Below are 19,806 nucleotides of genomic sequence, written 5' to 3'. Positions count from 1 at the left end.
ATTTCAAGATTCTCTCTTTAGTTTTCAGCGCTCATTTTTCCTGATAAATCATCTTTCCATAATTATGTTCGGAATCTGCTTATTTTTGATAAAATTTTATGCTAAAAAAATTCAAAATTTTTTTCTTCTAAAAAACACTCATGATCAGTCATGAGTGTGCTTTATTAAATCAGAATCCCGTTACAATGATCTACCTCATGCTGAATAGTTTCAGCTACAAATCCTGAAAAGCTCTGTGTTTCTTTTTCAAAATTCAAATTTTGATAACTAACGGTAATTTTCTCATATCGTTTAGCCTCACGCTCGCCATCCAAGGATAAGCATCCCTCTTTTGCCAAATACTCCCCACTTTTCTTAATAATTTGCGGATTAATCATCAAAAATGGAAATGGGCCAACATAAAATGCAATGATTCTTTTACTTTTACCAATCATGTTTGCTGCTAATCCTGCTGCTTTATTCCGATTAGCTAAAAGCGTATCGCGCAAATCTTCAGCAATCTTTAGATCACCTTTGTTTGCTATAGTAGATTTCTGGCTTAAAAAAAGCTGATCATGAATAATATTTTGTGCTGTCATTGTTTTCCTCTCATATCGATTAAAATTTTCATTTATTATAATTAAACATTAGAGGCGAAAAAAGTATGAATAATCAAGCAAATCAAAAATTATCACCTAATCATCCATTAAATACTGAGCAAAGCGAACTCGTAAATAAAATCATTACCTTTGCCAGCGATCATTTGCAAAGAAATGATTATCCTGCTGTTTTTACTATTTATGGTGAAGCCGGTACTGGCAAAAGCGTAGTTCTTTCTGCTCTTTTTGATTGTATTCAAAAATTGAGTCATGAAAAAGGTACATGCTTCTCAAATACTCATAATTATTTTCTAGTAAATCACCCTGAGCTTTTAAAAGTTTACAAGCAAATTGCAGGACCACTAAAAGAATTACTTAAGAAAAACTACATGCGCCCCACTTCATTTATTAATCAGATGGATAAAAAAGACAGTAGCGCTGACGTAGTCGTTATTGACGAAGCACATTTGCTTTTATCCCAGCCAGATCATTACAACAATTTTTATCATAATAACCAACTAACAGAAATTATCAAACGAGCCAAAATTATTGTACTTGTTTTCGATGAATATCAAGTATTACGAATGAAAAGTTTTTGGACAACAGAACGTTTGCAAAAAATTACTCATCAATATGCCCATAAAGATTATCACTTGCATCATCAATTTAGAATGACTGCACCTGATAGTTTGCTTAACTGGTTTAATGATTTTACACACGGTTATTTAAAGCCACTTAATAAAAATATGTGGCAAAATTATGATTTCCGTGTTTTCACAGATGCAGAAGAAATGCGCCAAGCAATTGTCCATCGAAATAAAGAAGTCGGTTTAGCGCGTATCCTTTCTACCTCAGGCTATCCCTCTACACTGGACGGCGGTAAGCATTATATCAAAGAGGGCAATTTCAAAATACCTTGGGATCAATACAATTACACTTCCACCCCTTGGGCAGAAATTCCTAATACCATTAATGAAGTCGGTTCAATCTATACCTGTCAGGGATTCGATCTTAATTATGCCGGGATTATTATTGGACCACCCATTAGTCAAATTCCGCATACTAATCAGTTGAAAGTTAATCTTGATAAAATTACTGATATTGAAATGTTTAAAAAACGCACCGATATTACTAATCCTCAAGAAAAAATTAAGTATGAAGAAAAAATGGTGATGAATTCGCTTAATGTACTCTTTAAACGTGGCATTAAAGGTACGTATCTTTATGCTCATGATCCATTACTACGCCAAAATTTGAAACATCTTTTTATTGAAGCAAATAATAAGTAAAGCATTTGGTTTACATTTTCTGCTTGTATAGACCAAGTATCGCGCTAAAATGGAGATTAGACATGTTTAAGGGAGGCCTTTAAAATTTTTAAGAAAACAATTATTGGGCTTGCGGCAGCAGCCCTTCTAACCGTTGCAGCACCTGCAATCAAGCCAGCTGAAGCAACGCCGGTTCAAGTAAGTTCGTATTCTAAAACAGAAATGCGAAATTTTGTGCGCAATGTTTTAGCACAAAATAATAGTCGTGGCAGTACTGTAATCATCAAAAACGGTCGTCCCCAACAAATCAGCTTAGGCTGGGCTTGGTACGGCAAGAAAATTGGCAATGGCAATGACCGTGTCGTTTATCCAACTGGTTCATTACAAAAAGTATTAACTGCTGCCATGGTCATTCAACTGATGAATGAAAAGTGGCATACTCACGATCGATTTACGCAAAATACCAAAATTTCACGCTGGTATCCTAATTTAAAAAATGCTGACAATATTACTTTAGGTGAATTAATGACCCATACTTCCGGTATTACTGCTACCAATACAGAAATTGATCGTGGCAACAATAATACCGAAGATGATGCTATAAATTGGGCAGTTGACAATGCAAATTCAGCTAATCCAGGTACACCGGGTACTTATTTATACAATAATACCAATTTCATTTTGCTTGCCGGTATTATTAAAAAAGTAAGTGGTGAATCTTACGAAACTAATTTTAATAATCGCATTATCAATAAGTTAGGTTTGGCAAATACATTTCTTTATCAAAATATTCCCAGTTGGAAGACAGATCCAATTTCATACACTTGGGATGGTACTAAGAATTACCAAGATGCCCAATATGTTAAAAGAACTTTAGCAACTCAGCTTCCAGGTGCTGGCAACATGTTCACTACACCAATGGATTACTATAAGATCCAACTAGCTTTAACTGATGGAACTATTTTAAGCAAATCTGATTTCCATTACCTTACTCACTTAAACAGTAAAGTTACAGATTATTCTGGTGGCCTCTATCTTGATAATGGCGATCGGTTGAAATCAGCTTATGGTAACTTAACCGGGACACACTTTGGTATGTGGTTTGAAATGACAACTGATAACCGTAACGGTTTAATTATGTTCTTGAACCAAACCGCCGGTGACGAAAATACGCAAAAGCAAATTGGGTATCAAATTTTGGAACATATTAAACGAAATACATTTATTGCTAACTAAAATAAAAAAGCTTTTTCTAACTAGGAAAAGCTTTTTTTATGCAAATAAACACTCATACATTTCATTGCTTAAAGGATGAGCAAAAATCAGATTCATCCCTACTGCTGGTTTCTTTTTAGCCCCAAGTAATTCTTCTTTAACAGAATGATGATCAATTTCGACATCGCCTAAATAAAAGAATTGTTTGCCATCTGCATCACTCCTTTTAACAAACAGATGAAGATGCATATTCTTTGTTTTAAGCAGTCGCTGTACTTCTTCCGACTTTAAATGACGCGGTACTCGTGTATACCATCGCAGACTGCGACCATTTTCTAATGTATTTTGATATAACGCATTGCGCTTTTGATGATCGTTTTTTTGATAAGTAATAAAAATTGGCGTGTCATATTTTCCAACACGATAACCGTACATTGGAGCAGAAACATCTTTAGGCCAGTTAAGCAAACGACAGGCATCTTTACGATCATATTGTTGATACAAAGTAAATTGCTGCCGATTGTTATATTGCTTATTCATAGCCAAACCTGTTTCTATTGCATCCCTAAATAACTTTTCAAAATCAACATTATCATTCAATCCCTGACGCAATTGCTCATTCAATTCGTAATCAAATAAATTGCTATGCTCAATAATCGGTAAATTGCCATATTGAGCTTTTTTTGTGGTCTTGCCTTGTTTTATATCAAAAAATGACAAAGACAGAATATCTTCTACTGATTTTAAAACTGCATCATTTACATAAGCATGTTTCTGCAATTCTGCCAAATAGTCTTCTTGCTTCACGCTTTTATGCTTTAACAACATATCCAATAAAAGTAGTTCATGAATTCGTTTGCCATTCAATAATTCCTTCGTAACAAAAGTCAATACCGTACTTTCATAACGGGTTAATTCAATGCCTTCACCCATTTTGGTCAAAAACACTGCATAATTGTCTAATCCATGATTATTCGCAAAAACAATCGGCGAAACTGACCCATATTGATAAAAATCTATTAACAAAGGGGCACGACCAAGTTTATTCTTTAACTCACGATAACTTTGCCGCAATTCACGCATTCCATCTAATTTCACTTGATCAAGTGAATGTAAAATCTTCTCAGATGCAACTCGACTAAAATTAATTGTCGAAACATCAATTAAACTAGGTAGACGCGTCTCCCTTTTAGCTCGATCTTTATCACGGGAAGTATCTTGATTCAGAGCAATCGGAATCATGTAATTATTTTTATAATTACCAATAAAATCAAGTACAGTCACAAAATCTTTACCAGGGTACTTTCTTAGACCTCGACCGAGCTGTTGAATAAACACAATACTAGAATCTGTATTGCGCAACATAATAATCTGATTTAAAGCAGGGATATCAATTCCTTCGTTAAACAAATCCACGGCTATAATATATTCAATCTTGCCCCTAATCAGGTCAGAGACAACTTTGACTCGCCGTTTTTCACTATCTTCATTAGTCAGAGCAACAGCTGGATGTCCTTTCTGAGTAAAAAGCACGGCTAGTTCATGTGCTTCCTCTTGCCTGCTACAAAAAACTAGTCCTTTAGCTTTAGGACCACAATAGCCGTAATATTCGATTTCTTTTAAAACGTAGTCTACTCGTGCATCAGAAACCAAATAGCGTAAGTCAGTTGTTTCATCAACCATATGACCATTTGTCTCATAATCTTGTACGCCTACATAATGAAAAGGAGCGAGCATTTTTTCTTCTAGTGCATCCCGCAGACGAATTTCATAAGCCAAATTATAGTCAAAAATTTGATAAACATTTTGCTCATCCATACGCTCAGGCGTTGCCGTCATTCCTAGTAAAAAATCAGGCTTAAAGTAATGCAAAATTTTCTGATAACTAGGCGCTGCAGCTCGATGCGCCTCATCAATTAAAATATAATCAAACTCATCTTGAGCTAAACTATGCAATGTTTCAGGTTGACTCAAGGTCTGAATGGTAGCAAACAAATACTTTTTATTCGTATCATGCGCGCTTCCACTAAGCAAACCATAGTCTGACTTTTTCCCACCAATTACACGATAAAAACTTTCTAGGGTTTTCTTAGCAATTTGTTGGCGGTGAACCACATATAAAAATTTCTTAGGTTGAAATTCTTTAACTGCAAAGGCACCTAAATACGTCTTACCCGTTCCCGTTGCCGAAACAACGAGACCACGTTTTTCACCATTATCAACTAAAGCTGTTAAATTTTTTAACGCTGCTTTTTGCATCTGATTTGGCACGATTTTAGTTTGCTTTTTATGCAAAGTATGAGATACAGGTGGCAGCCAACTCCTTTGATAGTCTGCTAGCCATTGATCAGTAATGGAAAAACTATTCTTTTCTAGTAAATTAATCTTTTGAGCTAATTGCTTAGTCAAATTTGCTTGCTTATTCGAACTAACTTTTAATGCCCATTCGTAATTACTAAGTAAAGCTGAACGAGTGAAATTGGCACTACCAACGATAATAGTTTCGTAATCTTCATGTTTAAACAAATAGCCTTTAGCATGAAAACCAGAATTTGATGCAATCTTTATTTGTAAGTTAGGAATTTTGCGTAATTCTTTAAAAACACGGGGGCTATTGAAATTTAAATAATCTCCAGTAATAATCGTTCCCGAAACGCCTTTTTCAGCTAAATCAGCTAATACCACTTTTAACGGTATCAACATATCCTGGGTAATAAATGCTACTGCCCACGTAAAACTCTGACAGTTGTAAAGTTCGCTTCGAAGAGTTAACCAGATTTTTTCTTGTTGGTTATTATCTAATAGTCTAGGTCCTAGCAATTCGCTACCAGGATATCTTTTATCTTCAAAACCATTCAAAATTGCATCTCGCATTACCGTCATTCTTTTCACCTCGTTTAAAATTCTACTAAAAAAGCACTCGTTTACTAAACGAATGCTTTTATTTTTTTATTCTATTGATTGATTTTGCCATTTTTCGTGCCAACGATAAATGATCAGCGGTAATACTGATACAATCGCACACATGCCAATTAAAGTCCATACGTAAATATGAGCCAAATTCTTTGGCGTACCTTCTGCTGGCACGAAAGTTACGAAGAAGGCAACCACAGTAATAATCAATGCTACAACAGCAATTGCAATACTACGGTTAGCGTTCTTGCTCATGTAATACATTCGGTGATAATCTTCGTGCTTTCGCTTCAAGACAATATAAGCAATCAACATGATCATATAAACCATTAAGTACTGCGCAGTCGTTGCAGCTAAAGATACATTAAAAGCAAAGTCTGCATCAGCACCACTAGTGAATGTAATCAAAAGTGCAGAAATAGTAACAATACCTGATTGCAGAATCATAATTCTAATTGGCACGCCATGCTTAGTAGTTTTAGCAAAAAATTTAGGCATGTAGCCTTCTTTGGCAGCTTCATACATTCCTTGATTAGGGCCAGCAATCCAGTTGCCTAATTCACCAATAATTCCGCAAGCTAGCATTACACCTACAATTTTTTGCAGTAAATCACCAGGAAGACCAATGTAAGTCAGCAACTTGCCATAAGTATAAACAAATCCAGTACTATTCTGAATTTGATCTTTAGGTACGGTCATACCAATAGCCATGCTTCCTAACAAATCAAAGCAAATAGCAGTAATAGCTAAAGCAAGCATAACTTTTGAATAAGAGTGTGGATGATCTAGATTTTTAACGTGTGGTGCAGATGCTTCACCACCACAGAACGCTAACATAAATGGAACAAATGCAACTAGAGTTGCACCATCTAATTTATGAGGAATAATCGTATTCCAGTTAATTGTCATGTGAAGAGGATGGCCTTGCATTACATAGACAAAAAATGAAATGATCAACAAAATTACGGGAAGCGCGATTCCAAGGATGAACAGCCATTCCGCAATTCGACCAATTTTTCTAATGCCGATTACTTGGATCGCAGTTGCACCCCAAAGAATAATCATCATCAAGATAAAACGCACAATTGGTGTGGTGTTGAACCATGGTGTACCAAAAGCAATCGACAAAGCCCCAATAATTACGTACATCATCGTATCCATACCAACAGTAATGTGAATCCATTGGTAAAACATAGCAGTCCAGCCAGTTTTATCACCAAGTGATCCTTTAACCCAAGTAAAGATACCACCTTTTTCCCAGCCATCAATTGAGGCCATTTCACCAGCTATTTGTGTAATCGGTATAAACCATGCAATACCAGCTATCAATAAATAAAAAAGTGCAGTGGCACCTGTTTTACCAAATGGAGCTAGTTCATCAACAGAAATAACCATAGAACTAGTCATCGCAAACAGCTTGAACGCTGTGAGACGATTGTACTTTAGATCTTGTTCTAAGGCCCAATCTTCTTTTTTCTCGTTATTCAAAAATTTTCAACCCCTACTTTTCCAAAAAATTTTTTTCGAAAAATATTATACTAGTGTTTTTGGCAATTTAAAGGTTAATTTCAAGCAAAATTGGGCAGTGGTCTGCTCTCTTGCCCGTATCAATCATCTCTGAACGTACTACCTTGTCAGCAATTCGATTGCTTACTAGCCAATAGTCAATTCTCCAGCCAGAATTGTTGGCCTTAGCGGTTCTTACACGTTGAGCCCACCAAGAATATACATCTGTAATATTGCCGTGAATCTTTCTAAAAGTATCAGTAAAACCACCATTTAATAAATTGGTAAAGTCAGCTCTCTCTTCGTCTGTAAAGCCAGCTGAATGATGATTATTTTCAGGATGTTTCAAATCAATTTCGGTATGGGCACAATTAAAGTCGCCACTTGCTAAAACTGGTTTTTGCTTATCGAGCGCTTCTAAGTAATCTACATATTTTTGATCCCAGACTTGTCGATCAGCGAGGCGTCTTAAGCCATTACCAGAATTCGGCGTATAAACTTGCGTTACAAAAAACTTGTCAAATTCTAAAGTAATCATTCTACCTTCAGAATCCATTGGAGCCGGAGCACCAATAACCGGATATGAAGCTTTTGGCGTTAATTCTTTTTTATAAAGATACATTGTACCAGCATATCCCTTTCTGGCCGGCTCTTCTGATGAACGCCAGACATAGTTATATTCTGGGAACTTTTCTGCTAAAACTGCTTGATGCTTTTTAGTTGGGCCAATCGCACGCAATTTAGTTTCTTGAATTGCAATAATGTCAGGATTGGCTGCATGGATCTTATCTAAAACTTCCCGTGTTTCTCCAGCCCGAGATGAAGTTCCTGTTAAAGCCGCATTAAGTGAATCGATATTCCATGAAATTAAAATCATTTTTTCTCTCCCTCGCAAATGTTTTTCAAGTCAATTATAGCGAAAAAAAGGAAAAGGACTGGTTTAGATGACTTTTCTAAACCAGCCCTTTAAGGGAGTTGTGTTGAATGAGAATAACGAGATTTTTTTACATTAGCCTACTCATCACTAATGTTGCGAAAATGATTCACCAAGATTAACAAAAGGTCCAACGCTAGAGATATGCAGGGGACTTGATTCCTCACTTTCGCAAAAAAGGGGATGGACTTATTATTCAATCTCCACTCTCACGATCGCATAGGGGACAACCGCTTGAGTATACCCAATGTATGATTTAATAAAGGTCCAAATAGGATGTATTAATAAGGAATTAGAAGATTTTGTTACCTTCTTGCAATTTATCTCTAATATTTATTGCGTTGTATTTTTGTTATGAGTATATAATATCAGCCACATGACATCGTGTCACTATTTATTTTTTGTCTTAATAAATTCTTTAAAAGTTGCTCAGAATTCCATCAACCGCAGGACCATAGGTCTCCCCAAACAAGTCCAAATGCATGCAGAGATAGTAGAACCGATACCAATTTAATCGTTTTTCAAAACCTGATTTTAAAGGATAAGTTTTATCGTATGCAACATAAAATTCCTCATTAAAACCACCAAAGACAGTAGTCATTGCCAGATCAAATTCTCGATCAGCATATACAGCATCAGGATCAATCAAATATGGTTGATTATTTGCAAACATAACATTGCCCCACCACAAATCACCGTGGCACAAACTGGGTTCAACTTTATTTTTAGCATAATAATCTGAAAACTTAGCTACCATTTTTCCTAACTCAGATTGACTGCCGCTACTAGTATCCAACCAGTTTAATAGCAAGTAAGCATCGCCTTCGATTTGACCACTAGCTAAAACTTTTAGAGTATTAACTCCTGCTTTAGCCATTTCGGCTAGCCCTCTTTTTTCATGAGCAAAGAATGAAGCAGGTTTGTTAGGTTGCACCTTCATAAAATAAGTTTGCTCAGTTGTTTTTATTCTGAAAGCTTCATTCATATCGCCGCCATGAACAGTTTCACATGAAACAATATTATTTACTGGCAATTGACTAAGCCATTTATTGCTTAACTGCATAATTCTTACCTTCCTTTTTCACTTTCATTATAAAATTTTCTGCAAAAAAATAAGTCTTTTTGTGTTTTGTTGAGCAAGGGAAAGAGTATAATGAGGAATGGTCATACTAATAAATTTTACGGAGGTTTAAATTTATGACAAAGATTTTTGCTTACGCTATTCGTAAAGACGAAGAACCATTCTTGAACGAATGGAAGGAAGCTCACAAGGATATCGATGTTGATTACACTGATAAGCTTTTGACTCCTGAAACTGCAAAGCTTGCTAAGGGTGCAGATGGTGTTGTTGTTTACCAACAATTAGACTACACTGCAGATACTCTTCAAGCATTAGCAGATGTTGGCGTAACTAAGATGTCATTACGTAACGTTGGTGTCGACAACATTGACATGGACAAGGCTAAGGAATTAGGCTTCGAAATCACTAATGTTCCAGTTTACTCACCAGACGCTATTGCTGAACATGCTGCTATTCAAGCTGCACGTGTATTACGTCAAGACAAGCGCATGGACGAAAAGATGGCTAAGCGTGATTTACGTTGGGCACCAACTATCGGCCGTGAAGTTCGTGACCAAGTTGTCGGTGTTGTTGGTACTGGTCACATCGGTCAAGTATTCATGAGAATTATGGAAGGTTTCGGCGCAAAGGTTATTGCTTACGATATCTTCAAGAACCCTGAACTTGAAAAGAAGGGTTACTACGTTGACTCACTTGACGATTTGTACAAGCAAGCTGATGTAATTTCACTTCACGTACCAGATGTTCCAGCTAACGTACACATGATCAACGACAAGTCAATCGCAGAAATGAAAGACGGCGTTGTAATCGTAAACTGCTCACGTGGTCCACTTGTTGACACTGATGCTGTAATCCGTGGTTTGGACTCAGGCAAGGTCTTCGGCTTCGTTATGGATACTTACGAAGGCGAAGTTGGTGTATTTAACAAGGATTGGGAAGGTAAAGAATTCCCAGACAAGCGTTTGGCAGACTTAATTGATCGTCCAAACGTATTGGTAACTCCACACACCGCCTTCTACACCACTCACGCCGTACGTAACATGGTTGTTAAGGCATTCGACAACAACTTGAAGTTAATCAATGGTGAAAAGCCAGATTCTCCAGTTGCTTTGGACAAGAACAAGTTTTAATTAAATAATTAAGACCAAAAAGGCTTGAGCAAATGCTCAAGCCTTTTTTCTGTCTAAAAATAAATTTTTAACACTCAATATCTAAGTATTTAGCTAAAACTTTCAATACGCCATTATCATCATTCGAAGGTGCCTCGTATTTTGCGACCGCCTTTGTCTTTTCATTAGCATTCTTCATGGCATAACTATAGCCACAAGCTTCCAGCATGCCAATATCGTTTTCACCATCGCCAAAAGCAATCAAGTCTTTTTGCTCAATGCCATAGTGCTTAAGCATATCAGCTACGCCTTTAGCTTTGTTAATGCCTTTGTGAACCAAGTCAATCGTCATATTGCCACTACTAGTACCACGGACATAATCACCATATTTTTCATTAAAACGATCTTGAATAATAGTTGCTAATTCGTCATCTGCAGTCAGACATACTTTCAAAATGGCATCGCTTGGATCAATATCTGTAAATTTATTGATCTCTTCTACCTTGCGATAGTAAATACGAATATCATCCTTCATAGCCTTATCCATGCTTTTTAGGATATAACAGTGATGCTCTGCACTAACCATGATAATTGCTTCAGGATATTCAGTTTGAATAAAGTTAAGTAACTTCTGAGCAATATCATAATCCAGTGCAGTTTTTTTAATGACTTTTCCATCTGCTTCTAGAATTGCCCCATTTTCAGAAACATAGTCAATCCCAGTAGTAAATTCTTGGAAATACTCATGTGATCTAATAAGTTGATTACCAGTAGCAGAAATAAAAGGAATATTGTTTGCTTGTAATTTTTTCAATATTTTGCCAAAAAGTTGATGATCAAAGGTCTTTTTTTCTGTTAAAAAAGTACCATCCATATCAACTGCTACAGCTTTAAAGGGTATTGTTGTCATGTGTATCACCTTTCCATTACCCTTATCTTACTATGTAAGCGCTTTTGTTTCATTAGTTTTCATGAAAAATGAAATTTCTTTCATAGGTAATTATATATTTCATTTTGCGCAATAATTTTTTAGCCTAACGGATAAGTATAAGGATAATGCGCAGTTTCTGGGACTTTATCCCAAGTCACCGTATGGCCTGCCCCATGTGAACAGAAAACCGAATTAGGCGTATTTTCCATATCAGAGACAGGATCATAAGATTTTTGCTCAATTATTTCTTCCGCATTATGACACGGTAAATATCCCTGTACTACGCATTCTAAATTCCCATCTCCATGCGTATAATTTCGAACATCAGCAGCATAATCCTGCATTTCATTAACTGGTGCAGAGCCTGTAATAATAGTTCGTGTCCCTTTATTTTCAGGTGAATTGAATTTGCCATGCATCTTTTGAATATCATTTAGAGCGCGACCAACCTGATCTTCCCCAATTTCTAATCGAAAATTATACCACGGTTCAAGCAACTTCACTTGATTTTGTTTTTTTAATTCCATCAAACCCTGCCGAACTGCTCGATACGTAGCTTCTCTAAAGTCGCCACCTACTGAGTGGACAATGCTGCCTTTACCGCCTAATAGCGTAATTTTCATATCTGTAATCGGTGAACCAATCAAGACGCCAAGATGTTCCTTGGATTTTAATGCCGTCATGATTTGATGTTGCCAATTTTTAGTCAGAACCTCTAGACTGCACTTATTTTCAAAAACTAGACCGCTATTTCTTTCTCCCGGTTCTAAGAGCAGATGTACTTCCGCATAATGGCGCAATGGTTCAAAATGTCCTACGCCTTCTACTGGCTTAGTAATCGTTTCTTTGTATAAAATACTTCCTTGTTCAAAAGTTACAGACAGGTTGAAACGTTCTTGCAAAAGCTGCTGCAAAATTTCTAATTGAATTTTGCCCATAACTTGTACGCGGATTTCCTGCAAATGTTCTGACCAGGTCACATGCAACTGAGGATTTTCATCTTCTAAAACTCGTAACGCTTTTAGACATGCATGAACATCTTCTGTATTGACCTTATAAGTCAAAACCGGTTTAAGCCAGGCATTATTCGCATCCCTCATGCCAAATCCCTGTCCCGGATAAGTTTTACTCAATCCCGTTGCAGCAACGATCTCACCAACTTTGGCGGTTGTAATCGTCGTAAATTTATCACCATTGTAATCCCGGAGTTGATTGATCTTTTCATCATTCAACTCAGTTTTAGCTTTTAATTCACCACCAAAAATTCTAAGCCACGTCAACCGCTCACCATTTTTATCATGTGAAATCTTGAAACATCTAGCTGCAAAGTTTTCCGCAAATTTCCTCTCACAAGTCCACTTGTTAAAGCCAGTTAAAAATTCCGCAACACCAGTTAATTTTAGTGCTGAACCAAAATATACAGGGAAAACTTTTCTTTGTGCAATCAAGCCTTGAATATCTTCAACGGTTACTTGTCCACCATTCAGGTATTTCTCTAATAACTGATCATCAGCTGCTGCAATATTTTCATAAAAAATATTATCTTCTTGTGAAAAATCGATACAGTTTTCACTCAAGTCTTCTTGTAAATCAGATAAAACTTCAGCAGGATTAGCTCCTACTGCATCAATTTTATTAATAAAAATAAAAACAGGAACATGACTCCGTTCAAGCAAGCGCCACAAAGTTTTAGCATAGCTAGTAATGCCATCAGTTACTGAAATTACTAAAATTGCATAGTCTAAGACACTAAAAGTTTCTTCCGTTTGAAAAGCAAAATCAACGTGTCCCGGTGTATCCAAGAGCGTAATTTCTGCATCATTCGTTGTTAATTTGGCCTCATGTGAAAAAATAGTAATACCACGTTTTTTCTCTAATTGCTGCGTATCTAAAAAGGCATCCCCATTGTCCACTCTTCCTAGAGTCCGCAAATTACCTGCCTTGTATAAAAGAGCTTCCGAAAGCGTCGTCTTACCCGCATCAACGTGAGCTACAATTCCTGCTGTAATTTTCTTCATAATTTTCACCTAAAAAAGTATCTTACCTCAAAGATAAGATACTTTTATTGTTAATTCAATTATTCAATTTAGAAGTCAACTTTATCTGGATCATTAGCCAACTTGCTTGCACCATGCAGACCATCCAGCTTCTTCATATCCTCTGGACTAATTTCAAAATCAAAGACATCTGCATTAGCAGCAATATATTTAGGGTGAACCGACTTAGGCAGTGGCAAGAAGCCATGTTGGAGCGACCAACGAATCAAAACCTGGGCAGGAGACTTGCCATAATTTTTAGCAACTTCATCAACAGTCGTATTACCAAGCAAACCACCTGTACCTAAAGGACTATATGCTTCATTAAGTAAATCATATTCCTTATTTGCCTTAGTTACTTCTGGTTGTAAATCACTTGGATTGAGGTAGTTTTGATTAACAACTGGCTTAATATCTGCAGTTTTCATTAATTCATCTAAGTGATGCTTTCTAAAGTTAGAAACACCAATTGCACGAATCTTGCCAGCCTTAACTGCCTCTTCCATTGCTTGCCAACTTTCAGCATTTAATTCTGCCCAATGATCACGCATGTTGGCAGGATTTGGCCAGTGAATCAAATAAAGATCAAGGTAGTCTAAGCCTAATTTCTCTAGACTAGTATCAATAGCCTTCTTCGTCTTATCATAACCATGATCTGCATTCCATAACTTAGTAGTTACGAATAGTTCATGACGATTAATGCCACTCTTCTTAATAGCTTCGCCAACACTTTCTTCGTTGCCGTAGGCGGCTGCTGTATCGATATGACGGTAGCCTGCGTTCAAAGCAGCTTCGACAGATTCTTGCGCAACTTCACCACTTGGAGTTTGCCAAGTACCAAAACCAATAACAGGGATTTTAACGCCATTATTTAATGTATAAGTATCAGTGATTGAATGTAATTCCATATGTTCTTCTTTCTAAAACTTTATTTTTTACTAAAAAAAGTTCTTTATGAGCTTATTTAATTAATTTAAATTACTTACATGATAATCTTAAGCTAAATCAATAGTTCGAGGTGAACAATATGCTTGCAGAAAATAAAAACTTAATTTTAAAAGACCAACTTACTCCCCAAGATATTCATGAACTCGTTTTAAATTGGGATCTTGATCCTTCTATTTTTACTCACCCAGATTCACCCGTGGAGATCGCTCGTTTCATCACTTTAGATTCAAGTAAATTGACTCACGGACACTTATTAGTAACCTTTAATCTGCAGGATATTAATGCCTCTATAGAACAAGAATTAGTGCCAGTCTTTACTATCATTGATCAAAGTCATCTTTTTATTGGCACAACAGCTAGTTTCAAGGATTTTAATTCACAATCCACAGATCCGATTGACCTTATCTTTGAAAATTTGCTTTGGCAAATACGCAATCTTAATCAGAAATTGAACGATGTAAAAAGAAAGATTGATCATTTGGACAGGGCTGCTCGTAAAACTGCTAAAACTCGAGAATTAACCCAAGTAACTGATTTAACCCGAGAATTGGTTTATTTAAAGCATACGCTAAATGATCAAACCGAAAGTCTGCAGCGATTTGGTGACTATCTTGAAGAAACTAGATTAGTATCACGAGCTAGAATCGAAAGCTTATTAACTGAACAACTACGCTTAAATAAAATAATTGATGTTTACACAGACCTACTTACTTCAATCAGCGGTCTTTTCACTGCCATGATGGACAGCCACCTTAACCACTTAATGAAATACTTAGACTCCGCTGCCCTAATTCTTGCCATTCCAGGATTAATTAGTGGCATCTGGGGAATGAATATCGGTGGATTACCAGGTAAAGATACCGACTACGGCTTCTGGATATTAGCATTTTTATCCGTTATTTTAACAATTGGTTGGGGAATTTTCCTAAAGAAAAAGAAGTACAACGATTAGTACTTCTTTTGAAAATCATTTTGTATTAATTTAACAAATTCTGGATAAGTTTCTACTTCAAAAATGGGATGCAAATGCAGGGTATTTTTGCGGTGGCGGTGGTTATACCAGATACTATCAAAGCCATATTCTTCGGCACCCAAAATATCAGATTGCAAGCCATCGCCAAAGAAAACTGTTTCGCTAGGACCTATCTCAGTCCGACTAAAGAAATAATCAAAAGCATGAGGATTTGGCTTGGAGTAATGTGCTTCTTCAGAAGTAACAATTAAGTCAAAATACTTTTTCACGCCTGCTAATTCTAAACGATGATTTTGCATAAATTTTTCACCATTACTCAAAATGGTTAATTTATATCCCTGCCTCTTGGCAAACTTCAACGTATCTTTAACACCTGGTAGCAATTTATGAGCTTCGCCAAAATATGAGCGATATTCATCCATGGCTTTTTTACCATCTATTTCAAGCCCCAAGTGTTCCTTAATAAAATCATGGAAAGTCATTTCACTTATTTCATCATAAGTGAGTTCACCTTGTTCAAGTCTGCGCCACAAGCCTTGATTATAAGCATGATACTGGCGCTGAAGATCAGGAGATAGTGGCCAATGATGTGCATTAAAAAGACTGTGCAAAGCATAGTTTTCCGTGGCCGCAAAATCGATAATTGTGTCGTCAACATCAAAAATAATTTGTTTATAGCGCAATACAGTCAATCCTTTCCGCATTTTTCTGAGATTCTTAATTATAGCAGTTTTTCTAATATAGGAAAAATATTCCCCATTCAAAAATTCAGTTGACATCTTTCTCATAACTCTTTAAAATTTGTGACAACAAGTAATTTGAATGAAAGGAAGATTTAACCATGTTTAAGAATGTAGTAATCAATCGTTGGCAATTCCAGCACTAGAGTTGTTTCTGCATGCTTAAGAACACAGATGCGACTCATACGCTCGCGTCTGTGCTGGTTAAACTTCATGAAAAAGGTAGCCCGCACGGATTAAAAAACGTGCGGGTTTTGTTTTAGACATTTCCCGTTAAAGGAAATGTCTTTTTTGTTTATGGGAGTCAAATAATGAAAAGATTAATCGGAACAATCATTGCTCTCTTTGCTTTTTTAATCGCTGCTTTTGTGGTTGAAACGAATAAGCAAAAATCAGAGCAATCTCAACCAACGGTCGGTATTTTACAAACAATGAGTCACCCTGCTTTGGATCAAATTCATCGTGGTATTATTCAAGGTTTAAAAGATGAGGGTTATGTTGAAAATAAAAATTTAAAAATCGATTTTCAAAATGCCCAAGGAGATCAAAGCAATCTGAAGTCAATGAGCGACCGTTTCAACCAGAAGAACGCAGCTGTAACTATCGGAATTGCAACACCAGCTGTACAATCATTAGCCAATGAAGCAGGCAATACGCCCGTCATCATGGGTGCCGTGAGTGACCCAATTGGAACGCATTTAGTTAAAAAGATGAATCGTCCTGGTGGCAAAATTACGGGAGTACAGGATCGTCAACCAATTGCAGCGCAACTGCAATTAATGCAAACTATTTTACCCAAGGCTAAAACTATTGGTGTTGTTTATACATCAAGTGATGATTCATCTGCTTCTGAATATAAAGAATTCAAGAAATTAGCTGAAAAGCACGGATTAACCGTTCGTCCTTACACCATTACTTCAACCAATGATATTGAGCAAGTTGCTCAAACTATGGCAGGCAAGGTACAAGCAGTATATGTTCCTACTGACAATACGGTTGCTTCAGGAATTGCCACATTATTAAAGGCAACTAATTCGGCTAAAATTCCTGTCTTCCCTGCCGCTGATACCATGGTTAAATCAGGTGGTTTGGCTACACGTTGCGTAAGCCAATTCGATATGGGAGTTTTAACTGGAAAAATGGCTGGTCAAATCTTAAAAGGCAAGAAGCCAGAAACCACGCCGGTTAAACGAGTTACTAGCTATGAAACTGTCATTAATCAAAAAACTGCAGATGAATTAAACATTCAAATTCCAAATAGCGTACTTAAAGCTGCACAAAAGAAAGGATGGATCATCAAATGAGTCTCATTACATCAACTATTGGGCAAGGTCTCTTATGGGGGATATTAGCCTTAGGATTGTTTCTTACTTTTAGAATTTTAAACTTCCCTGATATGACGGTTGAAGGCACCTTTCCTTTTGGGGCGGCAATTTGTGTAAGTGCATTGGTTCACGGCACTAATCCGTTACTAGCTACCCTTTTATCATTCTTAGGCGGGATGCTTACAGGTTTAGTTACCGGTTTGCTTTATACAAAGGGCAAAATTCCGGTTTTGTTAGCAGGGATTTTAACTATGACTGGTGTTTACTCTGTTAACTTACGTATCTTAGGTAAAGCCAATGTGGGTCTACTTAATAAAGCTACATTGCTTAATGGACATTTTTTACAAAAAATGCCACCTAACTTCCCTACGATCGTCATCGGTTTGCTATTTGCAGTTTTAATTATCTTTTTACTTGCAATTTTCCTTAACACCGATTTAGGACAAAGTTTCATCGCCACAGGTGATAATGAAAATATGGCCCGTTCACTTGGTATTAATACTGATAATATGAAGATTTTAGGATTAATGCTATCAAATGGTCTAATTGGTTTAGCTGGTGGATTGCTCGCACAAAACGGTGGCTATGCTGATGTCAACATGGGAATTGGCACAATGGTCATTGGACTGGCAGCAATTATTATCGGCGAAGTTGTTTACGGTGATTTGAGCTTAACTGCACGACTAATCGCCGTTGTTATTGGTAGTATTATTTACCGTTTGATCTTGTTGCTCGTTCTGCAGCTTGGATTCAGTACTAATGATTTCAAACTAATTTCTGCAATTATTTTAGCCATTTGTATGATGCTTCCTTTATTTGAAAAGAAATTTCATACACGCAAATTATTGAAAAAAGGAGTAACTAAGCCATGAGTACAATTTTGGATTTACAAAATATCACAACAACTGTCAATGTGGGCACAAGTGAAGAAAAAAAGATTCTTAAGAATATCAATTTAAAACTAGAAGATGGCGATTTCGTTACCCTATTGGGAACTAACGGTGCCGGAAAATCAACTCTTTTGAATATCATTAATGGCTCACTTTTCCCTACTACTGGCAAAGTAATCTTGAAAAATCGCGACTTAACCAATCTCTCTGAAGTAAAACGAGCAAAGTATATTGCGCAAGTTTTCCAAGACCCAAAAATGGGGACCGCTCCTCGAATGACAGTCGCAGAAAACTTGCTTCTAGCAACTAAACGAGGTGAACATCGTGGGCTTCATTTAAGAGGATTAGACAAGCATATGGATGAATTTGAAAAAGAAACTGCACAATTGCCTAATGGTTTAAACGAACGGCTTAATACTTTCGTAGGTAACCTCTCAGGTGGTCAGCGCCAAACGCTTAGTTTCTTAATGGCAACAATTAAGAAACCCGAATTACTGCTGCTCGATGAACATACCGCTGCACTTGATCCAAACACGAGCCGAGAATTATTGGAATTAACCGATAAAGTGGTACGAGAAGATAAATTAACCTGTATCATGATTACCCACCAGTTAAAGGATGCTATTAAATATGGCAATCGCACGATTATTTTAAACAGTGGCAAAATCGTTTTAGATGTCAAAGGGCAAGAAAAAAAGAAACTAACTGAAGAAGATATTTTACAGTACTTTACTGATTGATAATTTTAAACGAGAACATTGATTGATTNGAAACAGAAATCAATTGATAAGGCTTACCTTATTGTAGGACAAATGTTCTAGATTTTTTCTTTTGTCTTAAGCCACGAAAATCACTTAGATCGTTATTATAGCAACACTTTGACCCATCTAAATTATTTTTGAAAAAACTTTTGATTTGCCCTTGAATTTAATAACGTATGTTATACAATAAAGATGTAAGGGATGTAGGGAACGAAAAGTTCCAACAAGTTTAAGTGATATAGAAATTAGAGGTATTCATGATGTTAGATTCAAAGAAATTAGTTAAAGTTGTTTCAGTTGCCGTTGCTTCAATGAGTTTGTTAGGTGTAAGTGCTTCAGTTACCGAAGCTGCCAGCTTTACTGCTCCAAAGTTGGGTGTTGCAGAAGTTGCTCCTACCAACCCAGCAATCAAGAAAGGCGACAAGATCTTTGTTACTGTCAAGGATACCAAGAACCAAAAGGTTGCCGTTTTGAACGCTAAAGGTCAAAAGACTGCTAAGAAAGTTACTATGGGTTCAACTTTCACTGCTAAAGATGTTAAGAAAGCCAACGGCAAGAAGATCGTTAAGATCAACAAGACCCAATGGTTGAACACCAA

At 36.6% G+C, this 19,806-nt stretch carries 17 protein-coding genes; 8 read left to right on the top strand and 9 right to left on the bottom strand.

Annotated features, from left to right (window positions below):
• Window positions 1–164: 164 nt before the first annotated feature.
• Window positions 165–578 (bottom strand): peptide deformylase, encoded by a 414-nt coding sequence (locus FC57_RS08790; RefSeq protein ID WP_007125788.1) that lies wholly within the window; start codon window positions 576–578, stop codon window positions 165–167.
• A gap of 65 nt (window positions 579–643) precedes the next feature.
• Here FC57_RS08790 and FC57_RS08785 point away from each other — a divergent pair, with 65 nt between their 5' ends.
• Together FC57_RS08785 and FC57_RS08780 are read left to right on the top strand one after the other, a co-directional pair.
• The gene (locus FC57_RS08785; RefSeq protein ID WP_007125789.1) at window positions 644–1,867 is read left to right on the top strand and encodes a DUF2075 domain-containing protein; all 1,224 of its coding nucleotides are present in this window, start codon (window positions 644–646) and stop codon (window positions 1,865–1,867) included.
• A gap of 201 nt (window positions 1,868–2,068) precedes the next feature.
• Entirely contained in the window at window positions 2,069–3,082 is a 1,014-nt protein-coding gene (locus FC57_RS08780) for a serine hydrolase domain-containing protein (RefSeq protein ID WP_007125790.1), read from the top strand.
• Window positions 3,083–3,118: 36 nt separating this feature from the next.
• Here the strand turns inward: FC57_RS08780 and FC57_RS08775 are convergent, their stop codons facing one another.
• The 4 genes from FC57_RS08775 to FC57_RS08760 form a co-directional block, all read right to left on the bottom strand.
• Window positions 3,119–5,944, bottom strand: a complete 2,826-nt coding sequence (locus tag FC57_RS08775; RefSeq protein WP_007125791.1) for a DEAD/DEAH box helicase — start codon at window positions 5,942–5,944, stop codon at window positions 3,119–3,121.
• 66 nt (window positions 5,945–6,010) lie between these two features.
• Entirely contained in the window at window positions 6,011–7,462 is a 1,452-nt protein-coding gene (locus FC57_RS08770; protein ID WP_007125792.1) for an amino acid permease, read from the bottom strand.
• A gap of 67 nt (window positions 7,463–7,529) precedes the next feature.
• Entirely contained in the window at window positions 7,530–8,357 is an 828-nt protein-coding gene (locus FC57_RS08765) for an exodeoxyribonuclease III (RefSeq protein WP_007125793.1), read from the bottom strand.
• Window positions 8,358–8,832: 475 nt separating this feature from the next.
• A complete protein-coding gene (locus tag FC57_RS08760) occupies window positions 8,833–9,477 on the bottom strand; it encodes a fructosamine kinase family protein (protein WP_007125794.1) in 645 nt (214 codons plus the stop codon).
• Between the two features lie 134 nt (window positions 9,478–9,611).
• Between FC57_RS08760 and FC57_RS08755 the strand changes: the two genes are divergently transcribed.
• The gene (locus FC57_RS08755) at window positions 9,612–10,625 is read left to right on the top strand and encodes a D-2-hydroxyacid dehydrogenase (RefSeq protein WP_007125795.1); all 1,014 of its coding nucleotides are present in this window, start codon (window positions 9,612–9,614) and stop codon (window positions 10,623–10,625) included.
• Window positions 10,626–10,692: 67 nt separating this feature from the next.
• Here FC57_RS08755 and FC57_RS08750 read toward each other — a convergent pair whose 3' ends face one another.
• The 3 genes from FC57_RS08750 to FC57_RS08740 form a co-directional block, all read right to left on the bottom strand.
• Window positions 10,693–11,514: a Cof-type HAD-IIB family hydrolase gene (locus FC57_RS08750; protein ID WP_007125796.1), complete on the bottom strand. Its 822-nt coding sequence runs from the start codon at window positions 11,512–11,514 to the stop codon at window positions 10,693–10,695.
• Window positions 11,515–11,633: 119 nt separating this feature from the next.
• Window positions 11,634–13,553, bottom strand: coding sequence for an elongation factor G (locus FC57_RS08745; RefSeq protein WP_056990027.1), 1,920 nt, complete (start codon window positions 13,551–13,553; stop codon window positions 11,634–11,636).
• Window positions 13,554–13,621: 68 nt separating this feature from the next.
• Window positions 13,622–14,479: an aldo/keto reductase gene (locus FC57_RS08740; RefSeq protein ID WP_007125799.1), complete on the bottom strand. Its 858-nt coding sequence runs from the start codon at window positions 14,477–14,479 to the stop codon at window positions 13,622–13,624.
• A 119-nt stretch (window positions 14,480–14,598) separates the two neighbouring features.
• Between FC57_RS08740 and FC57_RS08735 the strand changes: the two genes are divergently transcribed.
• Window positions 14,599–15,471 carry a magnesium transporter CorA family protein gene (locus FC57_RS08735; RefSeq protein ID WP_007125800.1) on the top strand — a complete coding sequence of 291 codons (873 nt, stop codon included), beginning with the start codon at window positions 14,599–14,601 and terminating at the stop codon, window positions 15,469–15,471.
• On the opposite strand, the gene FC57_RS08730 is transcribed toward FC57_RS08735, so the two are convergent.
• Window positions 15,468–16,175 (bottom strand): YjjG family noncanonical pyrimidine nucleotidase, encoded by a 708-nt coding sequence (locus FC57_RS08730; RefSeq protein ID WP_040529608.1) that lies wholly within the window; start codon window positions 16,173–16,175, stop codon window positions 15,468–15,470. The genes FC57_RS08735 and FC57_RS08730 overlap by 4 nt on opposite strands.
• A gap of 368 nt (window positions 16,176–16,543) precedes the next feature.
• Between FC57_RS08730 and trpX the strand changes: the two genes are divergently transcribed.
• The 4 genes from trpX to FC57_RS08710 all read left to right on the top strand — a co-directional run.
• Complete coding sequence (gene trpX, locus FC57_RS08725) at window positions 16,544–17,536, top strand: tryptophan ABC transporter substrate-binding protein (RefSeq protein ID WP_007125802.1); 993 nt, start codon at window positions 16,544–16,546, stop codon at window positions 17,534–17,536.
• A complete protein-coding gene (locus FC57_RS08720) occupies window positions 17,533–18,429 on the top strand; it encodes an ABC transporter permease (protein ID WP_040529477.1) in 897 nt (298 codons plus the stop codon). The genes trpX and FC57_RS08720 overlap by 4 nt, the downstream gene beginning before the upstream one ends.
• On the top strand, window positions 18,426–19,187 hold the full coding sequence (locus FC57_RS08715; RefSeq protein ID WP_007125804.1) for an ABC transporter ATP-binding protein: 762 nt from the start codon (window positions 18,426–18,428) through the stop codon (window positions 19,185–19,187). The genes FC57_RS08720 and FC57_RS08715 overlap by 4 nt, the downstream gene beginning before the upstream one ends.
• A 281-nt stretch (window positions 19,188–19,468) precedes the next feature.
• The coding region (locus FC57_RS08710; RefSeq protein ID WP_040530279.1) for a hypothetical protein at window positions 19,469–19,806 on the top strand (338 nt) is incomplete at its 3' end.

The sequence above is a fragment of the Lactobacillus ultunensis DSM 16047 genome (assembly GCF_001436305.1).
Lineage (GTDB): Bacteria > Bacillota > Bacilli > Lactobacillales > Lactobacillaceae > Lactobacillus > Lactobacillus ultunensis.
The sequence above is the reverse complement of the archived record's forward strand: the minus strand, read 5'-3'. Positions and strand labels throughout refer to the sequence as shown.

Excerpts from the sequence above, each read along its gene's own strand:
- FC57_RS08790 (WP_007125788.1), bottom strand. The coding sequence starts at position 578 with ATGACAGCACAAAATATTATTCATGATCAGCTTTTTTTAAGCCAGAAA.
- FC57_RS08785 (WP_007125789.1), top strand. The coding sequence starts at position 644 with ATGAATAATCAAGCAAATCAAAAATTATCACCTAATCATCCATTAAAT.
- FC57_RS08780 (WP_007125790.1), top strand. The coding sequence starts at position 2,069 with ATGCGAAATTTTGTGCGCAATGTTTTAGCACAAAATAATAGTCGTGGC.
- FC57_RS08775 (WP_007125791.1), bottom strand. The coding sequence starts at position 5,944 with ATGACGGTAATGCGAGATGCAATTTTGAATGGTTTTGAAGATAAAAGA.
- FC57_RS08765 (WP_007125793.1), bottom strand. The coding sequence starts at position 8,357 with ATGATTTTAATTTCATGGAATATCGATTCACTTAATGCGGCTTTAACA.
- FC57_RS08760 (WP_007125794.1), bottom strand. The coding sequence starts at position 9,477 with ATGCAGTTAAGCAATAAATGGCTTAGTCAATTGCCAGTAAATAATATT.
- FC57_RS08755 (WP_007125795.1), top strand. The coding sequence starts at position 9,612 with ATGACAAAGATTTTTGCTTACGCTATTCGTAAAGACGAAGAACCATTC.
- FC57_RS08750 (WP_007125796.1), bottom strand. The coding sequence starts at position 11,514 with ATGACAACAATACCCTTTAAAGCTGTAGCAGTTGATATGGATGGTACT.
- FC57_RS08745 (WP_056990027.1), bottom strand. The coding sequence starts at position 13,553 with ATGAAGAAAATTACAGCAGGAATTGTAGCTCACGTTGATGCGGGTAAG.
- FC57_RS08740 (WP_007125799.1), bottom strand. The coding sequence starts at position 14,479 with ATGGAATTACATTCAATCACTGATACTTATACATTAAATAATGGCGTT.
- FC57_RS08735 (WP_007125800.1), top strand. The coding sequence starts at position 14,599 with ATGCTTGCAGAAAATAAAAACTTAATTTTAAAAGACCAACTTACTCCC.
- trpX (WP_007125802.1), top strand. The coding sequence starts at position 16,544 with ATGAAAAGATTAATCGGAACAATCATTGCTCTCTTTGCTTTTTTAATC.
- FC57_RS08720 (WP_040529477.1), top strand. The coding sequence starts at position 17,533 with ATGAGTCTCATTACATCAACTATTGGGCAAGGTCTCTTATGGGGGATA.
- FC57_RS08715 (WP_007125804.1), top strand. The coding sequence starts at position 18,426 with ATGAGTACAATTTTGGATTTACAAAATATCACAACAACTGTCAATGTG.